Raw genomic sequence first — 21,538 nt, 5'->3', positions numbered from 1 at the left:
GGTTCTTTCGGTGTGGATCAAAGGCCGCTCAGTGCGCCTTCGACATGGGTGCGCGCCGTGCCGCCCACCCAGACCTGGCCCGTGCCGTCACGGGTCAGGAAGATGCGGCCGTCACGGCCCAGGCAGCGGCCCTGGGCGGCAACGTAGTCGCTGTCCATCACTCCCGTCGCAAACAGCCACTGCGCCAGCGACGCGTTGAGGCTGCCGGTGACGGGGTCTTCGACGATGGCGCCCTGGTGATCGGAGAAGAAGGCGCGCACCTCGCAGGCGGCAGGGCTGGCACCGCCGATACCCCTGGCATAGGGCCCCACCACGCCCACGTCCATGCGCGTGGGCCACTGCCGGGCCGGGTTCAGCGCCAGCACCTGCTCGGCCGAGGCCAGGCGGATGCCCAGCCAGCCGGGGCCGTTGTCTATCCACGAGGCGGCCTGCACCTCTTCGGCAGTGATGCCCAGCATGCGCAGCGCGGCATCCAGCTCGTCGGCGGTGGGCGCGCCAAAGCGCAGCATGGGCGGCGCAGCGAATGCCAGCCGCCCATGCTCCTGCCGTATCTGCACCAGGCCCGCCCCGCACTCCTGGACGATGTGGCCTGCGTTCCTGGGCGCACCGCGCTGGGACAGCCAGGCATGGCAGCTGCCCAGCGTGGGATGGCCGGCAAAAGGCATCTCCCGGTCCAGCGTGAAAACCCTCACGCGGTAGTCGGCCTGCGCCTGCGTGGGCGGCAGCAGGAACGCGGTTTCGGAGAGATTGAACCAGCGCGTCAGCTGCTGCATCTGTGCGGTGGTCAGCGCCTGCCCACCGGTGATCACGGCCAGCGGATTGCCGGACAGCGGGCCGCTGGCGAAAACGTCGACCATATGAACGGCAATGCTCATGAAGACAGTCCTTGTTGCATGGGAAGGAAAAGAAGGGGAAACGGGCGGCGGGCCCGATCTGCGCTACGGCCGCACATCGGCGCGATGCACCACATGGACCTTGTTGCCGTCGGGATCGCGCAGGTAGGCACCGTAGTAGCCATCGCCGTAATGCGGTCGCGGGCCGGGCGGGCCTTCGTCGCTGCCGCCCCGGGCCAGCCCGGCGGCATGGGCCGCATCCACCGCCTCGGGCGACGGTGCCAGAAAGGCCGCCATGCTGCCGTTGCCCGCCGTGGCCGGCTCGCCGTTGAAGGGGCTGTAGACATAAAAGCGCGGCAAGGAAGCCTGCGGCGCCACCCAGCACAGCGCGGCCGGCCCGCCATCGGGCTGGACGGCGCGGCGCTGCAGTCCCAGCGGGGAAAGCACCGCGTCATAGAAGCGGCCGGCCCGCTCGAGATCACGGGCGCCGACGGTGATGTGGCTGAACATGGGGTGAACGTTACACTATCGAGAAATGAAATAGTGTCACGGCACACTCTTTTTTTCCTTGCCCCGACCATGCTCCTGCCCTCCCCCTGGACACCCCGTCTTGCGCGCATTGAAGCCAGTGCCGCCGAGCGGCTGGCGCGCGCCCTGGCCGACGACATCGTCGAAGGCCGGCTGGCCGGCGGCGACCGCCTTCCCGCCCACAGAGACCTGGCCGACAGGCTGCAGATCGGCCTGGGCTCGGTGACCAGGGCCTATGCGCTGCTGGAGCGCCGGGGGCTGACGCGCAGCGTCAAGGGCCGGGGCACCTTCGTGGCCGCCCGGCGGACGCAGGGCGGCGAGGCCATCGACCTGTCCTCCAACGCGCCGCCGGCCGCCATCAGCGAACGCCTGCTGGCGCGCACGCTGACCGCGATTGCGCGCCGCATCGATGCCGATCACTTCAATTCCTACGCGCCGCCGGGCGGACATGCGGAGCATCGCCGCGTGCTCGCGCGCTGGCTGCAGACGCTGGGCCTGAACGTGGAACCCGGCCACATGGTGCTGACCAGCAGCGCGCGCCAGGCGCTGTCCCTGGCCCTGGACCTGGTCTGCCAGCCCCGGGGCCGGCTGCTGACCGAGCGCATCACCTACCCCGGCGCCATTGCCCTGGCCCGGCGCAAGGGCTGCGCCCTGCAGGGCCTGGCCATGGACGCGCAGGGCCTGCTGCCGCAGGCGTTGGCCGAGGCGCTGCACGGCATTCCCGCCGCCGAAGGCAAGGTGCTCTACCTCACCCCCACGCTGCACAACCCGACCACGGCCACCATGGGCGCGGAGCGCAGGCGGGCGATCGTGGATATCTGCCGGAACGCAGGCGCCTGGATCATCGAGGACGGCGTGTATGCCGCCTGCTCGCCCGATCACGCGCGCCTTGCGCACCTGGCGACCCTGGCGCCCGAGATCACCCTGCATGTGAACGGGCTGTCCAAGTCGCTGGGCCCGGGGCTGCAGGTGGGCACGCTGGTGCTGCCGCCAGCGCTGTGCGGCGCCGCGCTGGCGACGCTGCAGGAGCTGTCCATGGCGCCTTCGGCCCTGTCATGCGCCGTGGTCGATGAATGGCTGTCCCAGGGCGTGGTCGCCTCCCTGCAGGCCGACCTGCGCCATGAGGCACAGCGGCGCGTGCGGCTGGCCGCATCGCACCTTGCCCCACACCTGGGCGACAGCCGCCTGGTGCTGCACCCCGAGGCCTACAACGCCTGGCTGCCCATGGAGCGCGAGGCCGCCGACCGCCTGGTGTCGGCCGCAGCGGCGCTGGGCGTGACGCTGACCGATCCGGGCTCGCTGATGGTGGAGCCGCACGACCGTGCCAGCGGGCTGCGCATCTGCCTGGGCGCCCCAGGCCTGGACGACCTGGACGGCGCCCTGGCGCAATTGGCCAGGCTGCTTACTGCGGAGCCTTGAGCTTGTTCTGCAGCGCCCTGGCCACGGCACCCAGCACGGGCACCTTGGCAAAGATTTCCTCCACCGGGTCCCAGAAATCGCGGTGCACTGCCACCAGTCCCTGCGCATCGAACTCCAGGTAGCTGGTGCCGCAGATGTGCATGGGCTGGCCCGATGCCCTGACAAAGCCCAGCTCCCACAGCAAAAAGCCGCTGTCCCCCTGCACCGCGCCCTGGCTGACGGCGAAGCGGGGCCGGTCCAGTTGCTCGAACATGTGGGCGAACACGCGCTGTATCGCTGCGTGGCCGCGCACATCGTTGAACGGGTCCTTGAACCGGGCCTGTTCCGCATAGAGGGCCAGCAGCGCCGGCAGGTTGTCGCGGCGCAGCGCCTCATAGGCCTGGGCCAGCCGGTCCAGTCGGGGATCGCCGAGGGCAGTGCTCATCGGTTTCAGGCTCCTGTGATGCGGCGAACCGCCGAGAAATACCAGGCATCGGGCAGGCAGCGCAGCAGCCGCACCCAGCGCGTGAAGCGGCGCGGAAAATTCATCTCGAAGCGCCCCTGTGCCCAGCCCTGCAGCATATGCCGGGCGGCCTCGTCGGCACCGATCAGGGCCGGCATGCTGAAGCTGTTTTGCGCCGTCAGCGGCGTATCGACAAAGCCGGGGTTGATGATGGACACGCCCAGGCCCGGGCCGTGCAGGTCCAGGTAGAGGTTTTCTGCCAGGTTGTTGAGCGCCGCCTTGGTAGGACCGTAGGCCAGGGACATGGGCAGCCCGCGATAGCCTGCTACCGAGCCGACCAGGGCCAGATGCCCCTGGCCGGCCTCCAGCAGCATGGGCAGCACCGCATCGAGCAGGTGCAGCGCGCCGCCATAGTTCACGGCCAGGTGGCGCTGCATCTCGGCCAGGTCGAACTCGGTGGCGCGCTGGGGCCGGTAGTGGCCGGCGCAGTACACCACCAGGTCGGGCGCCCTGCCCACATGGGCCCGCACGGCACGGGCTGCCTGTGCCACGGCCTGGGCATCGGTCACGTCCAGCGGCAGGGCCAGGCAGCCTTCGCGGCCGCGCACGAAATCCTGCAGCGCACCGCCATGCCGCGCAGAGACAATCACGCGCGCGCCCTGGCCGTGCAGCGCTTCGGCCGTGGCGCGCCCTATGCCCGAGGAGGCGCCCAGAAGCCATGCCGAGCGGCCCTTCCAGTCGCGCAGCGGCGGGTTCAGCCGGCGGGATAACAGTGGCATGGCCATCACTCCTTGATGATGGCCAGCGTCACGTCGCCCAGGTGCAGGCCGAGCTTGCTCATGGCCGTGCGGTTGAGCAGGGTGCGCCCGTCCATCAGGTACATCCAGTCGTCCATGCTGACGTTCCAGACCCTTCCGTCCACGGGCAGGGCCAGCACATAGCTCCAGCGGATGGCATTGCCCGCGCTCTGGCCCTGGGCCTCGCCCACCACGTCGTCGGCCCGGCCGCTGTAGCGGCCCTCGCCCAGGTGGCGGATATGCCAGATGCGCTGCTGCGTTCTGCCGTCGCTGTAGACGAAGTGCTCATCGAGCGTGCCCTCGTCGCCATTCCAGCGGCCCGTCATGCGCACGGTGAATCGCTTGACCACCTTGCCCGAGCGGTCCGTGAACATGCCGTGGGCCGTCAGCGGCCCGTTGAAGTACTGGCGCAGGTCCAGCGTCGGCTGCTCCTTGGCGTAGTCCTGCACGGAAGGACCGGCGCAGCCCGCCAGAGACAGCGCCAATGCCGCCCCCAGGCAGGCGCGCCGCAGTGGTGAAAACGAAGCGCAGTGGGTGATGTGGCTCATGTGTGCCTCCAGGAAGAATGCAGTCGCTCGGCGCGCCAGAGCAGCCCGGCCGCCGCCAGTTTGAGCAGGCAGGGCAGCCCGCCATAGGCCCAGGCCAGGGCCTGCAGGCCGGCCGGATCGGTGCTGCCGCTGCGGTAGCCCGCAACGGACAGCAGGGGCAGGGCCAGCCCTGCGGCCAGGGCCAGGTTGAGCTTGGTGGCGCAGGTCCACCACCCCAGGTAGCGGCCCTCGCCCTGGCCGCCCTGGCCGGACTCGTGGATCACGCCCGTGAGCAGTGCGCCCGGCAGGGCCAGATCCGCGCCCAGGGCCAGCCCGCTGGCCAGGCAGATCACGGCGAAGGCCAGGCCGTCACCCGTGCCCAGCCAGGGCGTGAAGCCGAAGGCCAGCACGCTGGCCAGCATGCCCGCGCGCCAGCTGGGCGCCAGGCCCCAGCGCGAGACGGCCTTCACCCACAGCGGCAGGCCCAGGGCCGCCGCGCCAAAAAAGCACAGCAGCAGCAGGGGCTGCATCCCGGGCACCTGCAATCTGTCGGCCACGAAGAAGGGCAGCAAGGTGGCCGGAATGGCTGCGGCCACGCCGTTGACCATGAAGACGGCCAGCAGCCGGCGAAAGCCGGCATCCGCCCATGGTGAGATCCGAGAGGTGTCCGCCGTGGCCTGCTGCGGCAGCGTCACCGGAGCCTTGAGCCGGTACAGCCCCACCAGCCCCAGCGCCAGGCCCAGCGCCAGCACGGCGCTGGTGGCGTCCAAGCCCAGCCAGGCCGGCAACACGCTGGCCAGCAGCACACCGCCCAGCGTAGCGCCCTCGCGCCAGGCCGTGACGCGGGCCCGCCAGGCGGGCTGCCCGCCCCAGCGCGTGCCCCAGGCCTGGTGGACGATGGTGACGAAGCTGTAGGCCAGCGTGCACACCAGCAGGCTGCAGGCCAGCCAGCCCAGCATGGCGGCCTGGGCACCGCGCGGCGGATGCCACAGCGCCCAGAAGCCCAGGACCATCAGCAGGCTGGCCAGTGCAGCCGCCCACCACGCTGGCCGCATGCCCCGGCGCAGCAGCCGGTCGGCCTGGCGGCCGATGGCGGGGTCCACCAGGGCATCGAAGGCACGCGTGGCCAGCAGCACCGCGCCCAGCCCCGCCAGCGGCGCACCGGCCACGCTGGCGTAGTGGTAGGGCAGGTTCACATACAGCGGCAGGGACACGAACGCCAGCGGCGCGGCCAGGCTGCCATAGGCCAGCCCTGTGCGCCAGGGCAGCAAGGGGGCGGCGGCAGGGTGCGAGGCCATGGCGTGGTCCCGGGCGCTCAGGATTGGCCCAGCAGCGAGCTGCGCATGGCAGGTGCCGAGGTCTGGGGCGCGAGCCAGATGCCGAAGAACAGGCGCGCATAGTCGGCATCGCGCAGCTGTGCAGTCTGGCGGCCGTTGTGGAAGAAGCGCACCTCGCCCTGGCCGTCGTTCAGGCCCAGCAGCCGGTCCTGGGCCGCCACATCGGGAAACGCCTGCTTCATCAGCGCCAGCCATTGGCGGGACTGCTCCTCGGTGAAGCCGTCGACCCTGCGCATTTCGGCGATGGAGCGCTCGGCGATGGCCGCGCCTTCGAGCTTGCGGTCATAGACCAGCTCCAGCGCGAACGGGTGGCGGGCGTAGTCCTCGGGCACAAAGCCCGGTGCGGCCCACAGCCGTGCCTCGTACACGCGCAGGCCGAAAAAGCGCAGCACGCCCGTGCCCACCAGGCGCGCGGCCGGCAGGGCGCTGCGCAGTTCGGCCGGAAGGTCGGCAGTCGGAGTCTTGGCGTGGAGTTCGTTGGGCATGGCGATCAGTGAAGGGACAAGGGCGCAGGCGGCGCCCCAGGCCAGCGCCTGGCGGCGCGGCATGTGACGTGGTGGCGATTTCATGGCAGGGGCCTGCGCAGCGTGAACTGGACGACATCGGTGTTGCCGGTGTCGAAGGCCGCCTCGCAGTAGGCGAGGTAGAAGGTCCAGATGCGCACGAAGCGCTCGTCAAAGCCCTGGGCCCGCACGGCGTCGAGGTGGTGATCGAAGGCCTGGCGCCAGCGCCGCAGCGTCTCCGCATAGTCGCGGCCGAAGGCCATGCGGCGCTCCACCACCAGGCCGGCGCGCCGTGCCTCCTGCTCGAAGGCAGGAATGCTGGGCAGCAGCCCGCCCGGGAAGATGTACTGCTGGATGAAGTCGGTGGAGCGCAGATAGCGCGCGAACAGGTCCTCGCGCAGCGTGATGGTCTGTATGCAGGCCAGGCCCCCGGGCTTGAGGCAGTCGCGCAACGTCTGGAAGTAGCCGCGCCAGTATTCTCGGCCCACGGCCTCGAACATCTCGATGGAGACGATGGCGTCGAAGGGCTCGCCCGCATGCCGTGCCGGCAGGTCGCGGTAGTCCTGGTAGCGCAGCTCCACGGCGTCGGCCAGGCCGGCCTGCCGCATGCGCTGCTGTCCCCAGGCCAGTTGCTCGCGCGACAGCGTCACGCCCGTGACCCGGGCGCCGAACTCCTGCGCCGCCGCCTCGGCCAGCCCGCCCCAGCCGCAGCCGATCTCCAGCAGGCGCTGGCCGGGCTGCAGCCGCACCTCGTCCAGCGTGCGCCTGAGCTTGGCCTGCTGGGCGTCCTGCAGGTCGGCGTGGCGCAGCGATTCACCCGTGCGCCCCTGGAACCAGGCGGCGCTGTAGCTCATGCCGGGGTCCAGCCACAGGCGGTAGAAATCGTTGCCCAGGTCGTAGTGGGCATGGATGTTCCTGGCGCTGCCGGCCCGCGTATTGCGCTGCAGCAGGTGGCGCAGGCGGTAGCCCAGCCGGCCCCACCAGCTGCCGTAGACCAGGCTTTGCACATGGTCGCGGTTGGCCATGCACAGGCGCAGCAGGGCGGCCAGGTCGGGGCTGTCCCATTCGCCGGCGATATAGCCCTCGGCCAGGCCGATGTCGCCCGATTTCAGGGTGCGCTCCAGCGCCCGCCAGTCGTGCAGCACGCAATGCGCGTCGGCAGCCCCCGACGGCGGACGGGGCAGGTGCAGCAGGCGGCCATCGGGCTGCTCCAGGTCCAGCTGCCCGTGGGGCAGGCGTTCGAGCAGGTTCAGCACACGGCGTGCCCGCGCAGGCGTGCGGCGCGGCGCTGCGGCGGTGGGGCTCAGCAGGGGGGCGGCGGTAGTGTTCATCTTGTGACGAAGCGCTTGGGCGCGGAGGGTTTGCCATGGAAAGGCACGCGCTTGGCCCAAAGGAGCAGCGCGTGCCAGTGGATGCGGGCGACCACGCCCAGCGTCATCAAAGGGGTGCCGAAGAAGGCGCGGCGCACGGCGGCGGCATCCAGCACCTGCAGCACGCCGCCCACGCTGGTCTGCAGCAGCGGGCCGTCCTCGTCATGCAGGTCCACGCGTGCCAGGGTGCGGTCTTCGCTGCGTTCGAAGCGGAAGCGGTACTCGCCGCGCACCTCGCAGAACGGCGAGACGTGGAATTGCTTGCGCGCCACCTGCTCGCGGCCCCAGGCCAGGTCCGGCCCCGCCAGCAGATAGGCATGGCGCTCGCCAAAGGTGTTGTTGACCTCGGCCAGCACGGCGGCCAGCGACCCGTCGGCGCGGTGCGCATACCAAAAGCTCACGGGCTTGAACACGTAGCCCAGCACGCGCGGAAAGGTGTGCAGCCAGACTTCGCCATCGGCGTCGGCTATGCCTTCGCTGTGCAGCAGCTGCTCGAACCAGGCCAGTGCGTCGCAGCCGCCCTCGCCGTGGTCGCTGTCATGGAAGCTCAGCCAGCCACGGCGGTTGCGCCTGAGCGCGGCGTCCGGGTGCGTGCGCAGGCTGCGCATGGGCAGCATGAGGAAATAGCCCGGGTAGCGGAAGGCATGCTCCACCGGCCGCAGGCGGCGGTGCCAGACATGGCCGAAGCCGATGAGCGGCCGGGCCGTCATGCGACCCCCTCGAAGGCCGCGCTGGCGGGCAGGACGGGCAAGGTCTGCAGGGCATGCAGCAGGCCGTCGGCCGCGACCAGGCCCGAGCGCAGGCCGTCCTCATGGAAGCCGTAGCCGCACCATGCGCCGCAGAACCAGGTCCTGCGCTGGCCTTGCAGGGCATCCACCCGGCCCTGGGCCTCGATGGCGGCCAGGTCGAACACCGGGTGGCTGTACTCGATGCGCGCGTGGACCTGGCTGTCATCGATGGGGCGCACCGGGTTCAGCGACACCATCACGGGCTGCTGCCACGGCAGGGGCTGCAGGCGGTTGAGCAGGTAGTGCAGGCAGACGCCGGCCCGGTCTTTTCCGGGATCGGCGGCGCGTTCGTAGTTCCAGGCGGCCCAGGCCGCCGGGCGGCGCGGCAGCACGCCGGCATCGGTGTGCAGCACGGCCTGGTTGGGCTGGTAGCGGATGGCGCCCAGCACGCTGCGCTCGAGCGGCGTGGCATCGGAGCCCAGCAGGCGCAGGGCCTGGTCGCTGTGGCAGGCCAGCACCACGGCGTCGAACCGCTCCGTGCCGTGCGCCATCTGCAGCAGCACGCCGTGGGCGGCGCGGCGCAGGCCCAGCACGGGCGCGTTCAGCCGGACCTCGTGGCGGCCGTCCTTTTGCAGCGCGGCCACCATGCGCCGCACATACTGACGCGAACCACCGCGCACGGTGCGCCACTGCGGCCGGTCCGTGACCTGGATCAGGCCGTGGTTGTGGCAAAAGCGGATCAGCGTGGCCACGGGAAAGCGCAGCATCTGGTCGGTGGGGCAGGACCAGATGCAGCCCATCATGGGCAGCAGATAGTCCTGGCGAAAGGCCGGCCCGAAGCCGTGGTCGTCCAGGAAATCTTCGATGCAGCTGCGCAGCCGCGCTTCATCGCCTTCCTCGGCGATGCGCGTGGTCAGGCGGTTGAAGCGCAGGATCTCGGCCAGCATCTTCAGGAAACGGGGCCGCAGCAGATTGCTGCGCTGGGCGAACACACCGCCCAGCGAACTGCCGCTCCACTCCAGGCCCGCCCGGCCGCCGGCCTGCGGCACCTGCACGGAAAACGACATCTCGGCCTCCGCCGTGGGCACCTGCAGCTCTTCGAACAGACGGGTCAGCAGCGGATAGGTGCGGTGGTTGAACACCAGAAAGCCCGTGTCCACCCCCTGGCTCACGCCGCCCAGCGCCAGATCGACCGTGTTGGCATGGCCGCCGAAATGGCTGCCTGCCTCCAGCAGGGTCACGCCATGCCCGCCCGGCGCGCCGGCCAGCCGCCGTGCTGCGGCCAGCCCCGCAATCCCCGACCCGATGACTGCAATGCGATGCATGGGAGCGTCCTTCCTGGTTGAATCGATCAGTCAGACCATGAAGATCAAACTGTGAACTGATGAGTTCAAACTATATACCAAACGTATCCGCTTTGCACTATTTGGTATCGGATATGACCTGTCGGGTCTAAAATATGGCTATGACAAGCCGCTCCTCCATCAAAGAACAGATACAGCGCGTGCGCGAGCAGGCCATCGTGGCGGCCGTCAACCGGCTGCTGGCCACCAAGGGCTACGACGCCATGACGGTGGACGAGGTGGCGGCCGAGGCCGGCATGGCCAAGGCCAGCCTGTACAAGCTGTTCACCTCCAAGGAAGAACTGGCAGGGGCCGCCATGGTGGGCGTGCTGGACCGTGCCCTGGCCTTCGTGGACGGCCTGCGCGACGAAGCCAGCCTGGCGGCCGAGGCCGGCACGCCCACGCGCCCGCTGGACCAGCTCAAGGCCGTGACGCGCTGGGCCATGCAGACCCAGCTGGAAGGCGAGATGCCCTCCCTGCCCGCGCAGAACTCCAACCTCAGCGCCTCGCTGCAATCCAACGACGACTACATGGACCGGCTGATCGCGCTGAGCAACCGCCTGAGCATCTGGATCACCGAGGCCCAGACCAGCGGCCAGATGCAGGCCACGCTGCCGGCCGAACTGGTGCTCTACACGCTGTTCGCGCGGGCCTGCGATCCGGTGGTGGCCCTGCTCAAGGAGTCGGGCCAGTACACGCACGCGCAGATCATCGACTGGGTGACCAGCACGACCTTCGACGGGCTGGCGGCGGCGGGCTGATCCGGTGCGCGGGATCGCACCGATCCCAATGCAAATGAGAATTCATATCAACTGGATAAAATGCCGGCAGTTTCTTGACGCACAAGAGGAAAGGCCCGGCACGTGCATCCATCCACCGACAGTGGCGCCAGCCAGGCTCTGGGCAGCATGTACGCGCAGCACAACCCTTGGCTGGTCGCGTGGCTGCAACGCAGGCTGGGCAACCGCTGCGATGCGGCCGACCTGGCCCAGGACACGTTCACGCGCATCTGGGTCAGCGCCAGGACGCAGGCCATCGAGGACATCCGGGAGCCTCGGGCCTATCTGACGACAGTGGCCCGGCGGCTGCTGGTCAATCACCTCGAACGCCGCTCGCTGGAGCAGGCCTACCTGGCCTCCCTGCACCTCCTGCCCCAGGCCACCGTGCCGTCCGTGGAGGCGCGGGCCATCCTGCTGGAGACGCTGCAGGAGCTCGATGCGCTGCTGGACGCCCTGCCCGCCAGGGTGCGCACGGCCTTTCTCATGTCCCAGCTGGAAGACCTGTCCTACGAGGACATTGCCGACCGGATGCAGCTGAGCGTGCGCACCGTGACGCGCTACATGGCCCAGGGCTTTCGGCAATGCCTGCTGGTGATGCTGGAGCGCTGAGCATGCAGGCCGCAGACGCACGCATCCTGGACGAGGCCGCCCGCTGGCTGGCCCGCAGGCACGCCTCGGACTTCAGCGCGGCCGAGCAGGCCGAACTGGCGCGCTGGCGCAGCCAGAGCAGCCGGCATGAACAGATCTGGCAATGCGCCGAGCAGCTCAAGGGCCGCTTCAACACCGTGCCCGCCGCCGTCGGCATGGCCACGCTCAACCGCGCGCGCCCCTCGGCGGCACGGCGCCAGTTGCTGCGCTCGGCCGTGCTGGCCCTGGCCACGCCTGCGCTGGGCTGGCTGGCCTGGCGCCATCTGCCCTGGCAGGACTGGACGGCCGACTACCGCACGGCCAGGGGCGAGCGCCGCGCGGTCACGCTGGCCGATGGCAGCCGCGTGCAGCTGAACACGGCCTCGGCCATCAGCGTGCGCATGGATGGCACGGCGCGGCGCATCCGCCAGCATGCCGGGGAAATCCTGGTCGAGACCGCGCATGCGGCGCCCTACGCCTCCCAGCCTTTCATGGTGCAGACAGACGACGGCCAGATGCAGGCCCTGGGCACGCGCTTCATCGTGCGCAAGCTGGAGCGTGGCACGACGCTGGCCGTGCTGGAGGGCGCGGTGCGCGTCACGCCGGCAGCATCGGCCACGGCCGTGGTGGTGCATGCGGGCGAGCAACTGCAATTCGATGGACAAGGCGCCAGCGCCACCCGCCCGGTGGCGCCGCGGGACTCGGCCTGGACGCTGGGCGTGCTCTATGCCGAGAACCTGCGGCTGCAGGACTTCCTGGCCGAGCTGTCGCGCTACCGCGAAGGCCTTGTGCGGTGCGACGACGATGTCGCCGACCTGCGCGTCTCCGGCACCTACCAGCTGCATGACACCGACCGCATCCTGGCCCTGCTGGCCCAGACCCTGCCGGTGCGCGTGCACGAGCGCAGCCGGTACTGGGTGACGGTGGCGCGGCGCTGATCCGTTTTTTTTCTGCCGTGGCTGTCCGGTTTTTCGCTCTCGCCTGTCAAGGCTTGCGAAGACCACTTTCATCGACAGCCCAGAGGACAGAACACCATGCACTCCCCTTCTTCCACCGCCGGACCACGCGCCAGCCTGCGCGCCACCGCCTTGGCGGCCCTGGCCGTCAGCACCTCGCTGCTGCTGCACGCGCTGCCAGTCCAGGCGGCCGAGCCGGCCGCCAGCGCCGCTGCCAGGAGCTACCAGATCCAGCCGGGACCGCTGGGCCCGGCGCTGATGGCCTTTGCCGCACAGGCAGGCGTGAACCTGGGCATGGACCTGCAGCAGCTCGGCGGCATGGAGACACGCGGCCTGTCCGGCACGTTCTCCGTGGAGGAAGGCTTTGCCCAGCTGCTGAACACGTCAGGCTGGACAGCACGCCGCGTGGGTGCGGGCAACTATGCGCTGGAGAAGCTGCCTGCGGCGGCCCGCCAGGCGCCGTCTGCCGCAGCGGCCGTGCCCGCTGCCCAAGCCGCGGCACAGGCCACGGAGCTTGCCGCCATCACGGTGACCGCACGCACGCAGAACAACCTGGTCGCACCCTCGCGGCAGGTGACGATCCTGGAAGCCCAGGAGGTCGAGCAGCTGCGCCAGGGCTCGGACAGCCTGGCCACCATGCTCAGCAAGGTGGTCCCCGGCATGGCGGACTCCAGCCACACCATCACCGACTACGGCCAGACGCTGCGGGGCCGCAACATGCTGGTGCTGGTGGACGGCGTTCCGCTGAACACCAACCGCGATTCGTCCAGGAACCTGGCCAACATCAACCCGGCCGACATCAAGCAGATCGAGGTGCTGCGCGGCAGCAGCGCCATCTACGGCAGCGGTGCGGCGGGCGGCATTGTCTCCATCCGCACCAAGCGGCCCTCGGGCGAGACGCGGGCCGAGACCATCGTCACCGGCTCGGCCCCGCTGTCCCGCCTGCGCGGCGCGGGGCTGGGCGGCGAGGTGCAGCACTACCTGTCCGGCGGCGGCGAGGTGGTCGACTATTCGGTGAGCCTGGGCGCCAGGCACATGGGCGGCGCCTTCGACGCCAGGGGCGACCGCATTGCACCCGAGCCCAGCCAGGGCGACCTGTTCGACTCCAACATCTACAACGCCTCGGCCAAGATCGGCTTCAAGCTCGATGCCGACCAGCGCCTGCAATTGACCGCCAGCCACTACAACGCGGCCCAGGACACGGACTACGCCTCCGACCCGTCGGTGGCGCGGCTGCCGGCAGGAACGGCGGCGGCCCGCCCCATCAAGGGCCTGGTGCTGGCCGACCAGAACCAGATCAAGAACACCATGCTGGGCCTGGACTACGAGAACCGGGACATCGCAGGCAGCACGCTGGCCGCCCAGCTCTACTACCGGGACTTCTTCACCCGTTTTGCGCCCTTCGACGCACGCGCCGTGCCGGTGCGGGGCGCCAATGTCGACCAGTCCATGCAGAACTCCGAGGTCTTTGGCGGGCGCCTGACCCTGAAGACGCCGCTGGGCGCCGGCAAGAAGAGCCTGCTGATCTGGGGTGCTGACTTCAACCAGGAGCGCACCGACATGCCCATCGACATCTTCGATCCCCGGGCCTATGACGCCAGCGGCGGCCTGGTCTTCCACAAGACGGGCCAGCTGATCTACATGCCGCCCGTTACCACGCGCAGCATCGGCGCCTTCGCTCAGCTGCAGCACCGGTTCAATGCGCAATGGTCGGCGGAAGGCGGCTTGCGCTACGACCGCGCCCAGGCCAGCTTCAATGACTTCACGCCGCTGTCGCAGTCACGCGCCCCCAGCCCCCAGTCCGTGAACGGCGGCACCGTCAGGTACAACGCCTGGACCTACAACCTGGGCACGGTCTTCACGCCGGTCCCCGGCCAGGAGCTCTATGCCTCGTACAGCCAGGGCTTCGAGCTGCCGGACATCGGTGTGGTGGTGCGCAATGCCACGCCGGCCTTCAACCTGGGCAACTCCAACCTGCAGGCGGTCAAGACCAACACCTATGAAATGGGCTGGCGCGGCAAGTTCTCCAACGTGATGGCAAACCTCAGCGTCTTCCAGTCGCGCTCCAACCTGGGCGCCGTGCAGAGCTTCAACAATGGCCTGACCCTGCTGCGCACCCGCGAGAAGATCCATGGCATCGAAGGCGGCCTGGACTACTTCAGCGACGACGACCACTGGAGCGTGGGCGGCAGCTTCACCTGGATGAAGGGCCGCGAGCTGCCCCAGGCCGCCAGCGGCTACCAGGACATGACGGGCTTTCGCATCCCTCCGCTCAAGCTCACCGCCTATGTGGAGTACCGGCCCGACACGCGCTGGAGCCACCGCCTCCAGGCCACCGCCTATGCCTCCAAGGACTACCGCCTGGACGGCAAGACCGGCTTCGGCCGCTATGACACACGGGGCTACACCACGGTGGACCTGATCAGCCAGTGGAAGATCGACCCCAAGAACCGTGTGTCCCTGGGCGTGGAAAACCTGTTCAACCGCCAGTACTTCCCGCTCTACAGCCAGCTGCTGCGCAGCAACAACAACACCAGCCGCCTGCCAGCGGCCGGCACGGTGCTGAAGATCAGCTACGCGCACACCTGGTGACCCCATAGGCAGGCACCGGTCGCCGCAGCCCGCCAACAACCGGCCGGGCACGGAAAGGGCAGCCACCCGACGCAGCCGATCAACGACCATCGACCATCGGCCATCGGCTGCGCCCGGACCTCAAGGCCCCTTGCGCAGCGAGATCGGCGTGCCCCAGATCGGATCGGCGGCGCCCTGGCGGCCCAGCGTGGTGAACTGCATGGGCACCAGCCGCGCCATGAGTTTTTCCTGGTCAGGGGTCAGGTTGGCGCGGGAGGCCAGATAGGTGCGCGTGAATTCCATGGGCACCGGCAGCGTGTGGACGGTGAAGTCCTCCAGCGGGCATTCGACCTTCTCGGCCGCCACCTTGCGGCAGCCCGCCTGGCGGAACTGGTAGCTGGGCGTCTTCAGATACGAGCGCTGGCTCAGCACCAGCTGCCCGCCTTCCAGCGTGAAACTGGCCAGGGCCTGCCGGGGCGGCACGCGCACCTGGACCTTGAGCGCAGGGATGTCGCGCGAGTCCGTGTCCTGGTAGTAGCCCGCACCCATGCCCGGCGTACTGTCCGTAACCTGCCGCTCGCCCCAGGCCACGCAATGGCCCGAGGCACGGTGCACCGTGGTGCAGTACTTCTCGGTGCGGGTCTGCGTGTGCGTGGTGGCCTCCTTCCAGTTCATCTCGGTATAGAACTCGCGGTAGGTCTCGGGCGCCAGGGACGCCGTGCCGCTGGCGCCGCGGCCTGCGCCCGCAGCGCCCGCCTTGGCCCCCAGCTGGTCGAGCCGGGCATTGAGCCAGTAGTCATCGCCGCCCGTCAGCAGGTACTTGCCGGGGGGCAGGACATGGACCTCGAAGGCCTTGAAGAGGTAGGTGGTCTTGGGATCGCGCTGCAGCGCGTTGTTCTGGAACTTGCGGCCGAACACGATCTCCGGCCTGTCCTGGTGGGTCCACAGCACGTTCGAGGTCCATTTGGACATGCCGTCGGCGTCGGCCAGCGACTTGTGCGGCGTCAGGTCAGCCACCAGCACCACGGCCATGTTGGCCTTCAAGGCCTCGCTGATCACCCACAGCGTCTTCGCCTGCTCCGCTTCCTCCTTCTCGAGCTGCCCGCTGGAAGGCGGCGCGGCACACCCCGACAATCCCAGGGCGAGCACCAGGGTCGGCAAAACGAAGCAGGGGCGCTGCAGTGTCATCGTTGAAATCCTTGGAGGTTGATGCTGGAAAGGCGTCATTGTGCGGGGAGATCTCCGGCGGCCCCGGCCAGGGCAGGCCCTCGACACGGAAAAGCCGCCCGAAGGCGGCCGGTTCCAGGGAGCGCTGCACCAGCGCTGGCTGCGATCAATCAGCGTTGCTGTGGCTGGCGCAAAGGCTGCCCTTGTTGGCGGACGTTCGCCTTGCACTGCATCTGGCTGTAGTTCCTGTCCGTGATGGGTTGCCCCATCTGCATGGGAACATAGGCCGGATGCTGCGGGCCTCTCGTGGGAAGAAGCTGTTTCATGGTTCCATCCTCACGTCAAACGGAACGCCGCCCAGCCTGTCAGCGGGGCTGATTGGGCTGCTGCTGGCCTGGCTGGTTCTGGCCAGGCTGCTTGTGCTGGGGGTTGTCCTGCTGCTGCTGTCCCGGGTTTTGCTGGTTCGGGTTCTGCTGCTGCGGGTTGTTTTGCTGCTGTTGCTGGTCGTTTTGCTGAGCCATGGGTATCTCCTTCACATGGTGGTCAAAGAGGCGCGTCAAACGAAGCGCCCGACTGCAGCGCAGATATGCACTGCGCTGGTAACCAGTGTGGGCCCGGACATGCGGCTCAGCCGTAGGACCGGCCAGAGCGTGCGCAGCCCCATGTTGCGACACCGCAGGTAGGCCAGCCGCCGGGTGTCCGACGGACATTTCGCACAGGGGGCAACGAAGGACCAGGGCAGGCCACGGCCTGCGCTATTCTGGCCAAATAAAGTCGTAAACAGAAGCGTAGCATCCATGCGGCTCAGCGCACTGCTCATACAAATAGTCGTTTCCATAAAGTCGTGAACTCGACGCAATGCCTGATGTTGCCCCCGTACTCCCGACCCCGCCCTATTCGCAATGAAGTGCCTGCTCAGCCCCTGCAGCCTGTTGTCGCCTGAACTCCCGAGGCGAACGCATTTTCAGCGAAGAATGCGGATGCACCTCGTTGAAGTGCTCGAAGGCCGCTGGCAGTTGCGCCAGTACCGTCTGCGCGTCACTCAGGTCCATGCGCGCCACATAGTCGCGCTTGAAGGTGTTGACGAAGCTCTCGGCCATGCCGTTGCTCTGCGGGCTGCAGACGGGCGTGTTGATGGGCTTCAGACCCAGAGCGCGCGCCAGTGCCCTCGTTTCGGCGGCGATGTAGGCTCCGCCGTTGTCACTGAGGAACTCCAACTCCTGGCCCTGCGGGACCGCTTCGACCGAGCCGAAGCGGCGCTCCACGGCCTCGATGAGCATCTCGCGTACCGGCTCACCTGGCAGCCCTTTGCCCTCCCACGCGCGCCAAGCCATCACCTCACGGTCGCAGCAATCCTTGGTGAAGGTGGCCGTCACGGTTTGACCCGAATCGCACTTGATTTCCAGACCATCGGAGCACCATCGAAGGTCGCTGCGCGAGACCGCAACACGGCCCTCATGCGTGCGTGCGGACTGGCGCCGGCGAGGCGCCTTGGGCAGCAGCAGAGCGGCTTGTGCCATGGCGCGATAGACGCGTTTGGCATTGACCCTCGGGGCGCCCCGTGCCGCACGCTGGCGGTTCACCAAGGCACAGGCCCGTCGGTAGCCCTAGCTGGGCAAGTCGGCAATTTGCTGGCGCAGTTCGGCGAGCAGCCCGGCATCGTCGCTGGGTGTGCGATGGCTGCGGCCATCGGCCCAGTCTTCACCGCGCCCAAGCAGGTCGCGCACATGCGAGCGCGCCAGCCCCATCGTCCGGCAAACCGTCTTCACTGGTCGTCCCCGGGCAACAAGGGCGAGCGCGCAATCCACTTTTTTTCTGCGGCGTACTCCACGGCTTCCTTGAGGATTTCGTTCTCCAAGGTTTTCTTGCCGAGCACGCGCTGCAGCTTGGCGATTTCCGCGCGGGCAGCAGCCCGTTCGGATGCGGGCACGACTGCCTCGCCAGCGGAGACGGCGGTCAAAGCCCCCTGGCGTTCGAGCTTGCGCCACTGGAACAGCAGTCCAGCCGAAACGCCTTCCTGCCGAGCGACCAATGACACGCTAATGCCTGGTTCGTAGATTCGGCGCACCAGCGCCGCCTTCTCTGCGAGATACCAGCGCCTGCGGCGCTGGTCCTTCACGACTACCTCTATTGACTCCGTATGCCTAGTCATATGCACAGTCCTGTTCCTATCTTCAAAGATAAGCGATAGGACGGGGCCGGGGAATCAGGGGTCTATTTCATCTGCGGCTCATGATGGAGGCCACGGTGACTTGTGTTGCTCGCTACCGTGCGCTTCGGGTCCGTAGGCTTTCGCCAGCGTATGCATCGATATCCTTTCGTCGCTGAGGACAGCGGCTGCATCGCGCAGCCGCTGCCAGATCGGAATCGTCACCGGACCTCCGCCGCGGCCTGCTCGCCGCGCGTCTTCCACAGCGAGACGAGAACGCCACCTGCGATTAGCCCGAAGGTCACGCTTAACGAGATCATTGCCGGGATCTTTCCAATGATGCCCACAAGGAAAATCTTGCTTCCAATAAACACAAGCACCAGAGCCAGCGCGTACTTCAGGTACTTGAAGCGATGGATCATCGCCGCCAGCGCAAAGTACAGCGCGCGCAGGCCTAGGATGGCAAAGATGTTGCTGGTGTAGACGATGAACGGGTCAGTCGTGATCGCGAAGATCGCCGGCACCGAGTCGACCGCAAAGATCAGATCGACAAACTCTACCAGCACCAGGGCGAGAAACAGTGGGGTCGCGAAGCGCTCAAGCCGGCCAGTTTCGGGATCCTTCATACGTACCCAGAAGGCGTTGCCGCGCAGGCCGTCGGTAACGCGTATATGCCGCTTCAGGAACTTCAGCAGCGGGTTGTTCGCGATGTCGGGCATGTGGTCGGCAATGATCCACATCTTGATGCCCGTGAAGATCAGGAATGCACCGAACAAGTACAGAACCCAGCTGAACTGACTGACCAGCGTTGCGCCCAGAGCGATCATGATGGCGCGCAGCACGATCACGCCCAAGATGCCCCAAAACAGCACACGGTGCTGGTACTGCCGCGGGATCGCGAAGAAGCTGAAGATCAGCGCAATCACAAACACGTTGTCCATCGACAGCGACTTCTCGATCATGAAGCCGGTGTAGTAGTCCATGCCGCTCTGAGCTCCCAGGTACCACCACACCCAGGCACCGAAGACCAGCGCTACGCTGATGTAGCCGGCCGACAGCAGCAGGCTCTCGCGCACGCCGATCTCCTGATCGTCCTTGTGCAGCACACCTAGGTCGAATGCCAGCAGCGCTACGACGATACCGACGAAGGTCAGCCAGACCCATACCGGCTTGCCCATGAAGTCGGACGTGAGGAAGGGAGTGATAAGTTCCATTTTGCTCTTTCAGTGAACGACGGTCTGATGCATTGGTGAAGGTGTAATGGAATGTCTGGAGTTTAGGGATGGTCTTCGTTTGAACAAACCAGAGTTATTCGCACCTAAGATTCGGTTTTTCCGCACTGGAGCACGCATGCTGAACTACCGCCATCTGCATTACTTCTGGGTTGTGGCCAAAGCAGGTGGCTTCGCCAGGGCAGCCGAGCGGCTCGACATGGCAGTGCAGACCATCAGCGCTCAGGTACGCGAGTTGGAGAAGGCATTGGGTCAAGAGCTGCTCAAACCCTCGGGCCGTGGCGTGGCGCTCACTGAAGCGGGCCAGGCCGCCTTCGCACGCGCCGAGGAGATCTTCCAGCTTGGCCAGGTCATTCCTGACGAGGTGCGTGAAGCGGCTAACGGCAAGGTGGCGCGTCTCGCGGTGGGATTCTCCGACGGCATCTCCAAGCTCGCCGCCCACGCGCTGCTGGAGCCGGTGCTGACAACCACCAACCTTCGCCTCGTCTGTCACGAAGGCGAATTCGAACAACTGCTGGGTGAGCTCGCGTTGCACCACCTGGACTTGGTGCTTGCCGGGCAGGCCGCACCACGTAACCCCAATTTGCGCTTGTCTAGCGAACGGCTGGTAGATGCGCCGGTCGAATGGTATGGTCCCGCGAGCATTGTGGGCAAAACCGAGCGCGATGGGTTTCCGTACAGCCTGAATGACCTACCCGTGCTGCTTCCGACCGGTCACTCGGCCTTGCGCACGACGCTGGAGCACTGGTTCATGACCCAGGGCCTGCGACCGCGCATCGTTGGAGAGTTCGAGGACAGCGCACTGCTCGCTGTCTTCGCTGCGCGAGGGCTGGGCGTGTTCCCGGTTAGCCGCCTGGGCGCCGGCGGCATCGGTGTGATGCGGGGCCTGAGACTGTTGGGAAGCGCCGATGGCGTGAAGGAAGAGATCCACGCCATTCGCTCTCGGCGCGGCCAGCATCATCCGCTGGTGCAGAAAATTATGGGCGCCGCGGCGACCGGAGTCGCCGGCTGAATCGCTGCCGGATCGGGCGACAGGTCGGTACGCGTCGGCGTAACGGGCTCGGGCTGGCTGAAGCCCCAGCGCCTCGTCCAGGCCGACTCACCACCTCCTGCACAACGCTTGGATTCATGCGCTCGCCAGTTGCTGCCGGGCGAGGCGTTCCGCCCGTTCTCGGCCACGGTCTACTTTCCGACCTTGCTGATTTATTGGCCGGGACTGCCCAAGTCACGCACCGTGCGTGACTTGGTTGCCAGTCTGCTGAGTGCGCGCAACGCCTGAGCAGACAGCCTGGGAAAGTCGCACGCAGACTACGCCATCACCACTTCACGTTGAGCGACACAAAGGCCGAGCGGCCCGCGCCAGGCGAGTACATGGGCTGGGCGCTGTCAGCGGGCCAGAAGAAATTGTCCCACCACACGTAGGCGAACTTGCGGTTGGCGAGGTTCTTCACCTGCAGGTCCACGCTCACGGTTTTGGAGAGGGCATAACGTGCATTGAAGTCCAGCAGCACAAAGCTGCCGAACTTGCCCTGGGCGTTGAGGTCGTCTATGAAGTAGCTGCCTTGTGCGCGCGCCTGTAGGCCCAGGCGCAGCGCCTCGTTCGCCTGGTAATCCACCCCGGCGTTGGTGATGTGGCGCGGGGTGGCGAACACCTCCTTGCCCGCCAGCGAGGTGCCAGATGCGGTGAACGCACGGCGCACCTTGGCTTCCTGTAGCGAGTGCGAGGCCCACAGCGTGACTGCACTGCCGATGCGGGTGGATGCCTGAAAGTCGATGCCCTTGCGCCGGGTTTCGCCCAGGCTCACGTTGGTGCCGGTGCTGGGCATGTTGGCCACTTCGTCGGTGGCGTCCTGCTGCCACACGGCCACGCGCAGGTCGGTCCGAGGGCTGGGCTTGAACTTTACGCCCAGCTCGGTACCGGTGTTGATGGACGGGGCGAACTTGGCCTGCGTGGCGGAGGTGATGTAGGCTGGTGCGCGTGATCCGGTCAGGATCTGGAAGGTGCGACCCCAGTTGGCATAGACGCTGGTCGCGTCGTTCACGCTGTACACCATGCTGAGCTTAGGCTGCTTTATCCAGCCGTAGTCCTGCAGCGGGCCGGTGGTGCCGCTGGGGCTCAGGGCGGTACGGCCAGAGAACTTGTCCAGGCGCAGGCCCGGAATGATCTTGAGCTGGTCGGTTGCATTGAAGATGGCCTGCACATACGCGCCCACGTTGTTCAGCGTGTAGC

Annotated in this window: 21 protein-coding genes and 1 pseudogene; 6 read left to right on the top strand and 16 right to left on the bottom strand. The window is 67.6% G+C overall.

From position 1 onward, the window contains the following. Positions 1-17: 17 nt before the first annotated feature. The gene (locus DTS01S_RS22095) at positions 18-875 is read right to left on the bottom strand and encodes a PhzF family phenazine biosynthesis protein (RefSeq protein WP_061288811.1); all 858 of its coding nucleotides are present in this window, start codon (positions 873-875) and stop codon (positions 18-20) included. Between the two features lie 63 nt (positions 876-938). Further along, a complete protein-coding gene (locus DTS01S_RS22090) occupies positions 939-1,343 on the bottom strand; it encodes a VOC family protein (RefSeq protein ID WP_016448421.1) in 405 nt (134 codons plus the stop codon). Positions 1,344-1,412: 69 nt separating this feature from the next. On the opposite strand from DTS01S_RS22090, the gene DTS01S_RS22085 reads away from it, so the two are divergent. Next, positions 1,413-2,780, top strand: a complete 1,368-nt coding sequence (locus DTS01S_RS22085; RefSeq protein WP_016452725.1) for an aminotransferase-like domain-containing protein — start codon at positions 1,413-1,415, stop codon at positions 2,778-2,780. Here the strand turns inward: DTS01S_RS22085 and DTS01S_RS22080 are convergent. The 8 genes from DTS01S_RS22080 to DTS01S_RS22045 are packed head-to-tail and all read right to left on the bottom strand — an operon-like array spanning position 2,764 to position 9,809. Continuing rightward, a complete protein-coding gene (locus DTS01S_RS22080; protein ID WP_061288806.1) occupies positions 2,764-3,204 on the bottom strand; it encodes a nuclear transport factor 2 family protein in 441 nt (146 codons plus the stop codon). The two genes, DTS01S_RS22085 and DTS01S_RS22080, sit on opposite strands and share 17 nt — an antisense overlap. Positions 3,205-3,209: 5 nt before the next feature. Then, a complete protein-coding gene (locus DTS01S_RS22075) occupies positions 3,210-4,001 on the bottom strand; it encodes an SDR family NAD(P)-dependent oxidoreductase (protein WP_016448424.1) in 792 nt (263 codons plus the stop codon). 5 nt (positions 4,002-4,006) lie between these two features. Then, positions 4,007-4,567 carry a DUF3833 domain-containing protein gene (locus DTS01S_RS22070; protein ID WP_061288803.1) on the bottom strand — a complete coding sequence of 187 codons (561 nt, stop codon included), beginning with the start codon at positions 4,565-4,567 and terminating at the stop codon, positions 4,007-4,009. Then, positions 4,564-5,844 (bottom strand): MFS transporter, encoded by a 1,281-nt coding sequence (locus DTS01S_RS22065; protein WP_061288800.1) that lies wholly within the window; start codon positions 5,842-5,844, stop codon positions 4,564-4,566. Before DTS01S_RS22065 ends, DTS01S_RS22070 begins: the two co-directional genes overlap by 4 nt. A gap of 17 nt (positions 5,845-5,861) precedes the next feature. Then, positions 5,862-6,431, bottom strand: coding sequence for a chalcone isomerase family protein (locus tag DTS01S_RS22060; protein WP_016448427.1), 570 nt, complete (start codon positions 6,429-6,431; stop codon positions 5,862-5,864). Between the two features lie 17 nt (positions 6,432-6,448). Beyond that, complete coding sequence (locus tag DTS01S_RS22055) at positions 6,449-7,717, bottom strand: SAM-dependent methyltransferase (RefSeq protein WP_016448428.1); 1,269 nt, start codon at positions 7,715-7,717, stop codon at positions 6,449-6,451. Continuing rightward, positions 7,714-8,466, bottom strand: coding sequence for a DUF1365 domain-containing protein (locus tag DTS01S_RS22050; RefSeq protein ID WP_061288797.1), 753 nt, complete (start codon positions 8,464-8,466; stop codon positions 7,714-7,716). Before DTS01S_RS22050 ends, DTS01S_RS22055 begins: the two co-directional genes overlap by 4 nt. After that, positions 8,463-9,809 carry an NAD(P)/FAD-dependent oxidoreductase gene (locus DTS01S_RS22045; RefSeq protein ID WP_061288794.1) on the bottom strand — a complete coding sequence of 449 codons (1,347 nt, stop codon included), beginning with the start codon at positions 9,807-9,809 and terminating at the stop codon, positions 8,463-8,465. Before DTS01S_RS22045 ends, DTS01S_RS22050 begins: the two co-directional genes overlap by 4 nt. A 140-nt stretch (positions 9,810-9,949) precedes the next feature. On the opposite strand from DTS01S_RS22045, the gene DTS01S_RS22040 reads away from it, so the two are divergent. The 4 genes from DTS01S_RS22040 (at position 9,950) to DTS01S_RS22025 (ending at position 14,781) form a co-directional block, all read left to right on the top strand. After that, the gene (locus DTS01S_RS22040) at positions 9,950-10,588 is read left to right on the top strand and encodes a TetR/AcrR family transcriptional regulator (protein ID WP_017407121.1); all 639 of its coding nucleotides are present in this window, start codon (positions 9,950-9,952) and stop codon (positions 10,586-10,588) included. 147 nt (positions 10,589-10,735) lie between these two features. Next, the gene (locus DTS01S_RS22035) at positions 10,736-11,215 is read left to right on the top strand and encodes a sigma-70 family RNA polymerase sigma factor (protein WP_061288935.1); all 480 of its coding nucleotides are present in this window, start codon (positions 10,736-10,738) and stop codon (positions 11,213-11,215) included. Positions 11,216-11,217: 2 nt separating this feature from the next. Beyond that, positions 11,218-12,171: a FecR domain-containing protein gene (locus DTS01S_RS22030; protein ID WP_061288791.1), complete on the top strand. Its 954-nt coding sequence runs from the start codon at positions 11,218-11,220 to the stop codon at positions 12,169-12,171. 96 nt (positions 12,172-12,267) lie between these two features. Next, the gene (locus tag DTS01S_RS22025) at positions 12,268-14,781 is read left to right on the top strand and encodes a TonB-dependent siderophore receptor (RefSeq protein WP_061288788.1); all 2,514 of its coding nucleotides are present in this window, start codon (positions 12,268-12,270) and stop codon (positions 14,779-14,781) included. Between the two features lie 120 nt (positions 14,782-14,901). Here DTS01S_RS22025 and DTS01S_RS22020 read toward each other — a convergent pair whose 3' ends face one another. The 5 genes and pseudogenes from DTS01S_RS22020 to DTS01S_RS22000 all read right to left on the bottom strand — a co-directional run bounded on the left by DTS01S_RS22020 (position 14,902) and on the right by DTS01S_RS22000 (position 19,290). Then, entirely contained in the window at positions 14,902-15,948 is a 1,047-nt protein-coding gene (locus DTS01S_RS22020; RefSeq protein WP_061288786.1) for a hypothetical protein, read from the bottom strand. A gap of 149 nt (positions 15,949-16,097) precedes the next feature. Next, positions 16,098-16,253, bottom strand: a complete 156-nt coding sequence (locus tag DTS01S_RS30945) for a hypothetical protein (RefSeq protein WP_016448436.1) — start codon at positions 16,251-16,253, stop codon at positions 16,098-16,100. A gap of 39 nt (positions 16,254-16,292) precedes the next feature. Beyond that, the gene (locus tag DTS01S_RS30940; RefSeq protein ID WP_164474684.1) at positions 16,293-16,448 is read right to left on the bottom strand and encodes a hypothetical protein; all 156 of its coding nucleotides are present in this window, start codon (positions 16,446-16,448) and stop codon (positions 16,293-16,295) included. 372 nt (positions 16,449-16,820) lie between these two features. Next, a pseudogene (locus DTS01S_RS22010) lies at positions 16,821-18,079 on the bottom strand (IS3 family transposase). Between the two features lie 218 nt (positions 18,080-18,297). After that, a complete protein-coding gene (locus DTS01S_RS22000) occupies positions 18,298-19,290 on the bottom strand; it encodes a TerC family protein (RefSeq protein ID WP_061288777.1) in 993 nt (330 codons plus the stop codon). 136 nt (positions 19,291-19,426) lie between these two features. Here DTS01S_RS22000 and DTS01S_RS21995 point away from each other — a divergent pair, with 136 nt between their 5' ends. Next, entirely contained in the window at positions 19,427-20,320 is an 894-nt protein-coding gene (locus tag DTS01S_RS21995; RefSeq protein WP_046983776.1) for a LysR family transcriptional regulator, read from the top strand. 304 nt (positions 20,321-20,624) lie between these two features. Here the strand turns inward: DTS01S_RS21995 and DTS01S_RS21990 are convergent. Then, on the bottom strand, positions 20,625-21,538 hold a 914-nt coding region (locus DTS01S_RS21990; RefSeq protein WP_156493782.1), incomplete at its 5' end, for a TonB-dependent receptor domain-containing protein.

Origin of the sequence: Delftia tsuruhatensis NBRC 16741 (genome assembly GCF_001571325.1) — a bacterium.
GTDB lineage: Bacteria > Pseudomonadota > Gammaproteobacteria > Burkholderiales > Burkholderiaceae_C > Comamonas > Comamonas tsuruhatensis.
This window is presented reverse-complemented; position numbering and strand designations above follow the sequence as displayed.

Coding starts and splice junctions, on each gene's coding strand:
- DTS01S_RS22095 (WP_061288811.1), bottom strand. CDS start 875: ATGAGCATTGCCGTTCATATGGTCGACGTTTTCGCCAGCGGCCCGCTG.
- DTS01S_RS22090 (WP_016448421.1), bottom strand. CDS start 1,343: ATGTTCAGCCACATCACCGTCGGCGCCCGTGATCTCGAGCGGGCCGGC.
- DTS01S_RS22085 (WP_016452725.1), top strand. CDS start 1,413: ATGCTCCTGCCCTCCCCCTGGACACCCCGTCTTGCGCGCATTGAAGCC.
- DTS01S_RS22080 (WP_061288806.1), bottom strand. CDS start 3,204: ATGAGCACTGCCCTCGGCGATCCCCGACTGGACCGGCTGGCCCAGGCC.
- DTS01S_RS22075 (WP_016448424.1), bottom strand. CDS start 4,001: ATGCCACTGTTATCCCGCCGGCTGAACCCGCCGCTGCGCGACTGGAAG.
- DTS01S_RS22070 (WP_061288803.1), bottom strand. CDS start 4,567: ATGAGCCACATCACCCACTGCGCTTCGTTTTCACCACTGCGGCGCGCC.
- DTS01S_RS22065 (WP_061288800.1), bottom strand. CDS start 5,844: ATGGCCTCGCACCCTGCCGCCGCCCCCTTGCTGCCCTGGCGCACAGGG.
- DTS01S_RS22060 (WP_016448427.1), bottom strand. CDS start 6,431: ATGCCGCGCCGCCAGGCGCTGGCCTGGGGCGCCGCCTGCGCCCTTGTC.
- DTS01S_RS22055 (WP_016448428.1), bottom strand. CDS start 7,717: ATGAACACTACCGCCGCCCCCCTGCTGAGCCCCACCGCCGCAGCGCCG.
- DTS01S_RS22050 (WP_061288797.1), bottom strand. CDS start 8,466: ATGACGGCCCGGCCGCTCATCGGCTTCGGCCATGTCTGGCACCGCCGC.
- DTS01S_RS22045 (WP_061288794.1), bottom strand. CDS start 9,809: ATGCATCGCATTGCAGTCATCGGGTCGGGGATTGCGGGGCTGGCCGCA.
- DTS01S_RS22040 (WP_017407121.1), top strand. CDS start 9,950: ATGACAAGCCGCTCCTCCATCAAAGAACAGATACAGCGCGTGCGCGAG.
- DTS01S_RS22035 (WP_061288935.1), top strand. CDS start 10,736: ATGTACGCGCAGCACAACCCTTGGCTGGTCGCGTGGCTGCAACGCAGG.
- DTS01S_RS22030 (WP_061288791.1), top strand. CDS start 11,218: ATGCAGGCCGCAGACGCACGCATCCTGGACGAGGCCGCCCGCTGGCTG.
- DTS01S_RS22025 (WP_061288788.1), top strand. CDS start 12,268: ATGCACTCCCCTTCTTCCACCGCCGGACCACGCGCCAGCCTGCGCGCC.
- DTS01S_RS22020 (WP_061288786.1), bottom strand. CDS start 15,948: ATGACACTGCAGCGCCCCTGCTTCGTTTTGCCGACCCTGGTGCTCGCC.
- DTS01S_RS30945 (WP_016448436.1), bottom strand. CDS start 16,253: ATGAAACAGCTTCTTCCCACGAGAGGCCCGCAGCATCCGGCCTATGTT.
- DTS01S_RS30940 (WP_164474684.1), bottom strand. CDS start 16,448: ATGGCTCAGCAAAACGACCAGCAACAGCAGCAAAACAACCCGCAGCAG.
- DTS01S_RS22000 (WP_061288777.1), bottom strand. CDS start 19,290: ATGGAACTTATCACTCCCTTCCTCACGTCCGACTTCATGGGCAAGCCG.
- DTS01S_RS21995 (WP_046983776.1), top strand. CDS start 19,427: ATGCTGAACTACCGCCATCTGCATTACTTCTGGGTTGTGGCCAAAGCA.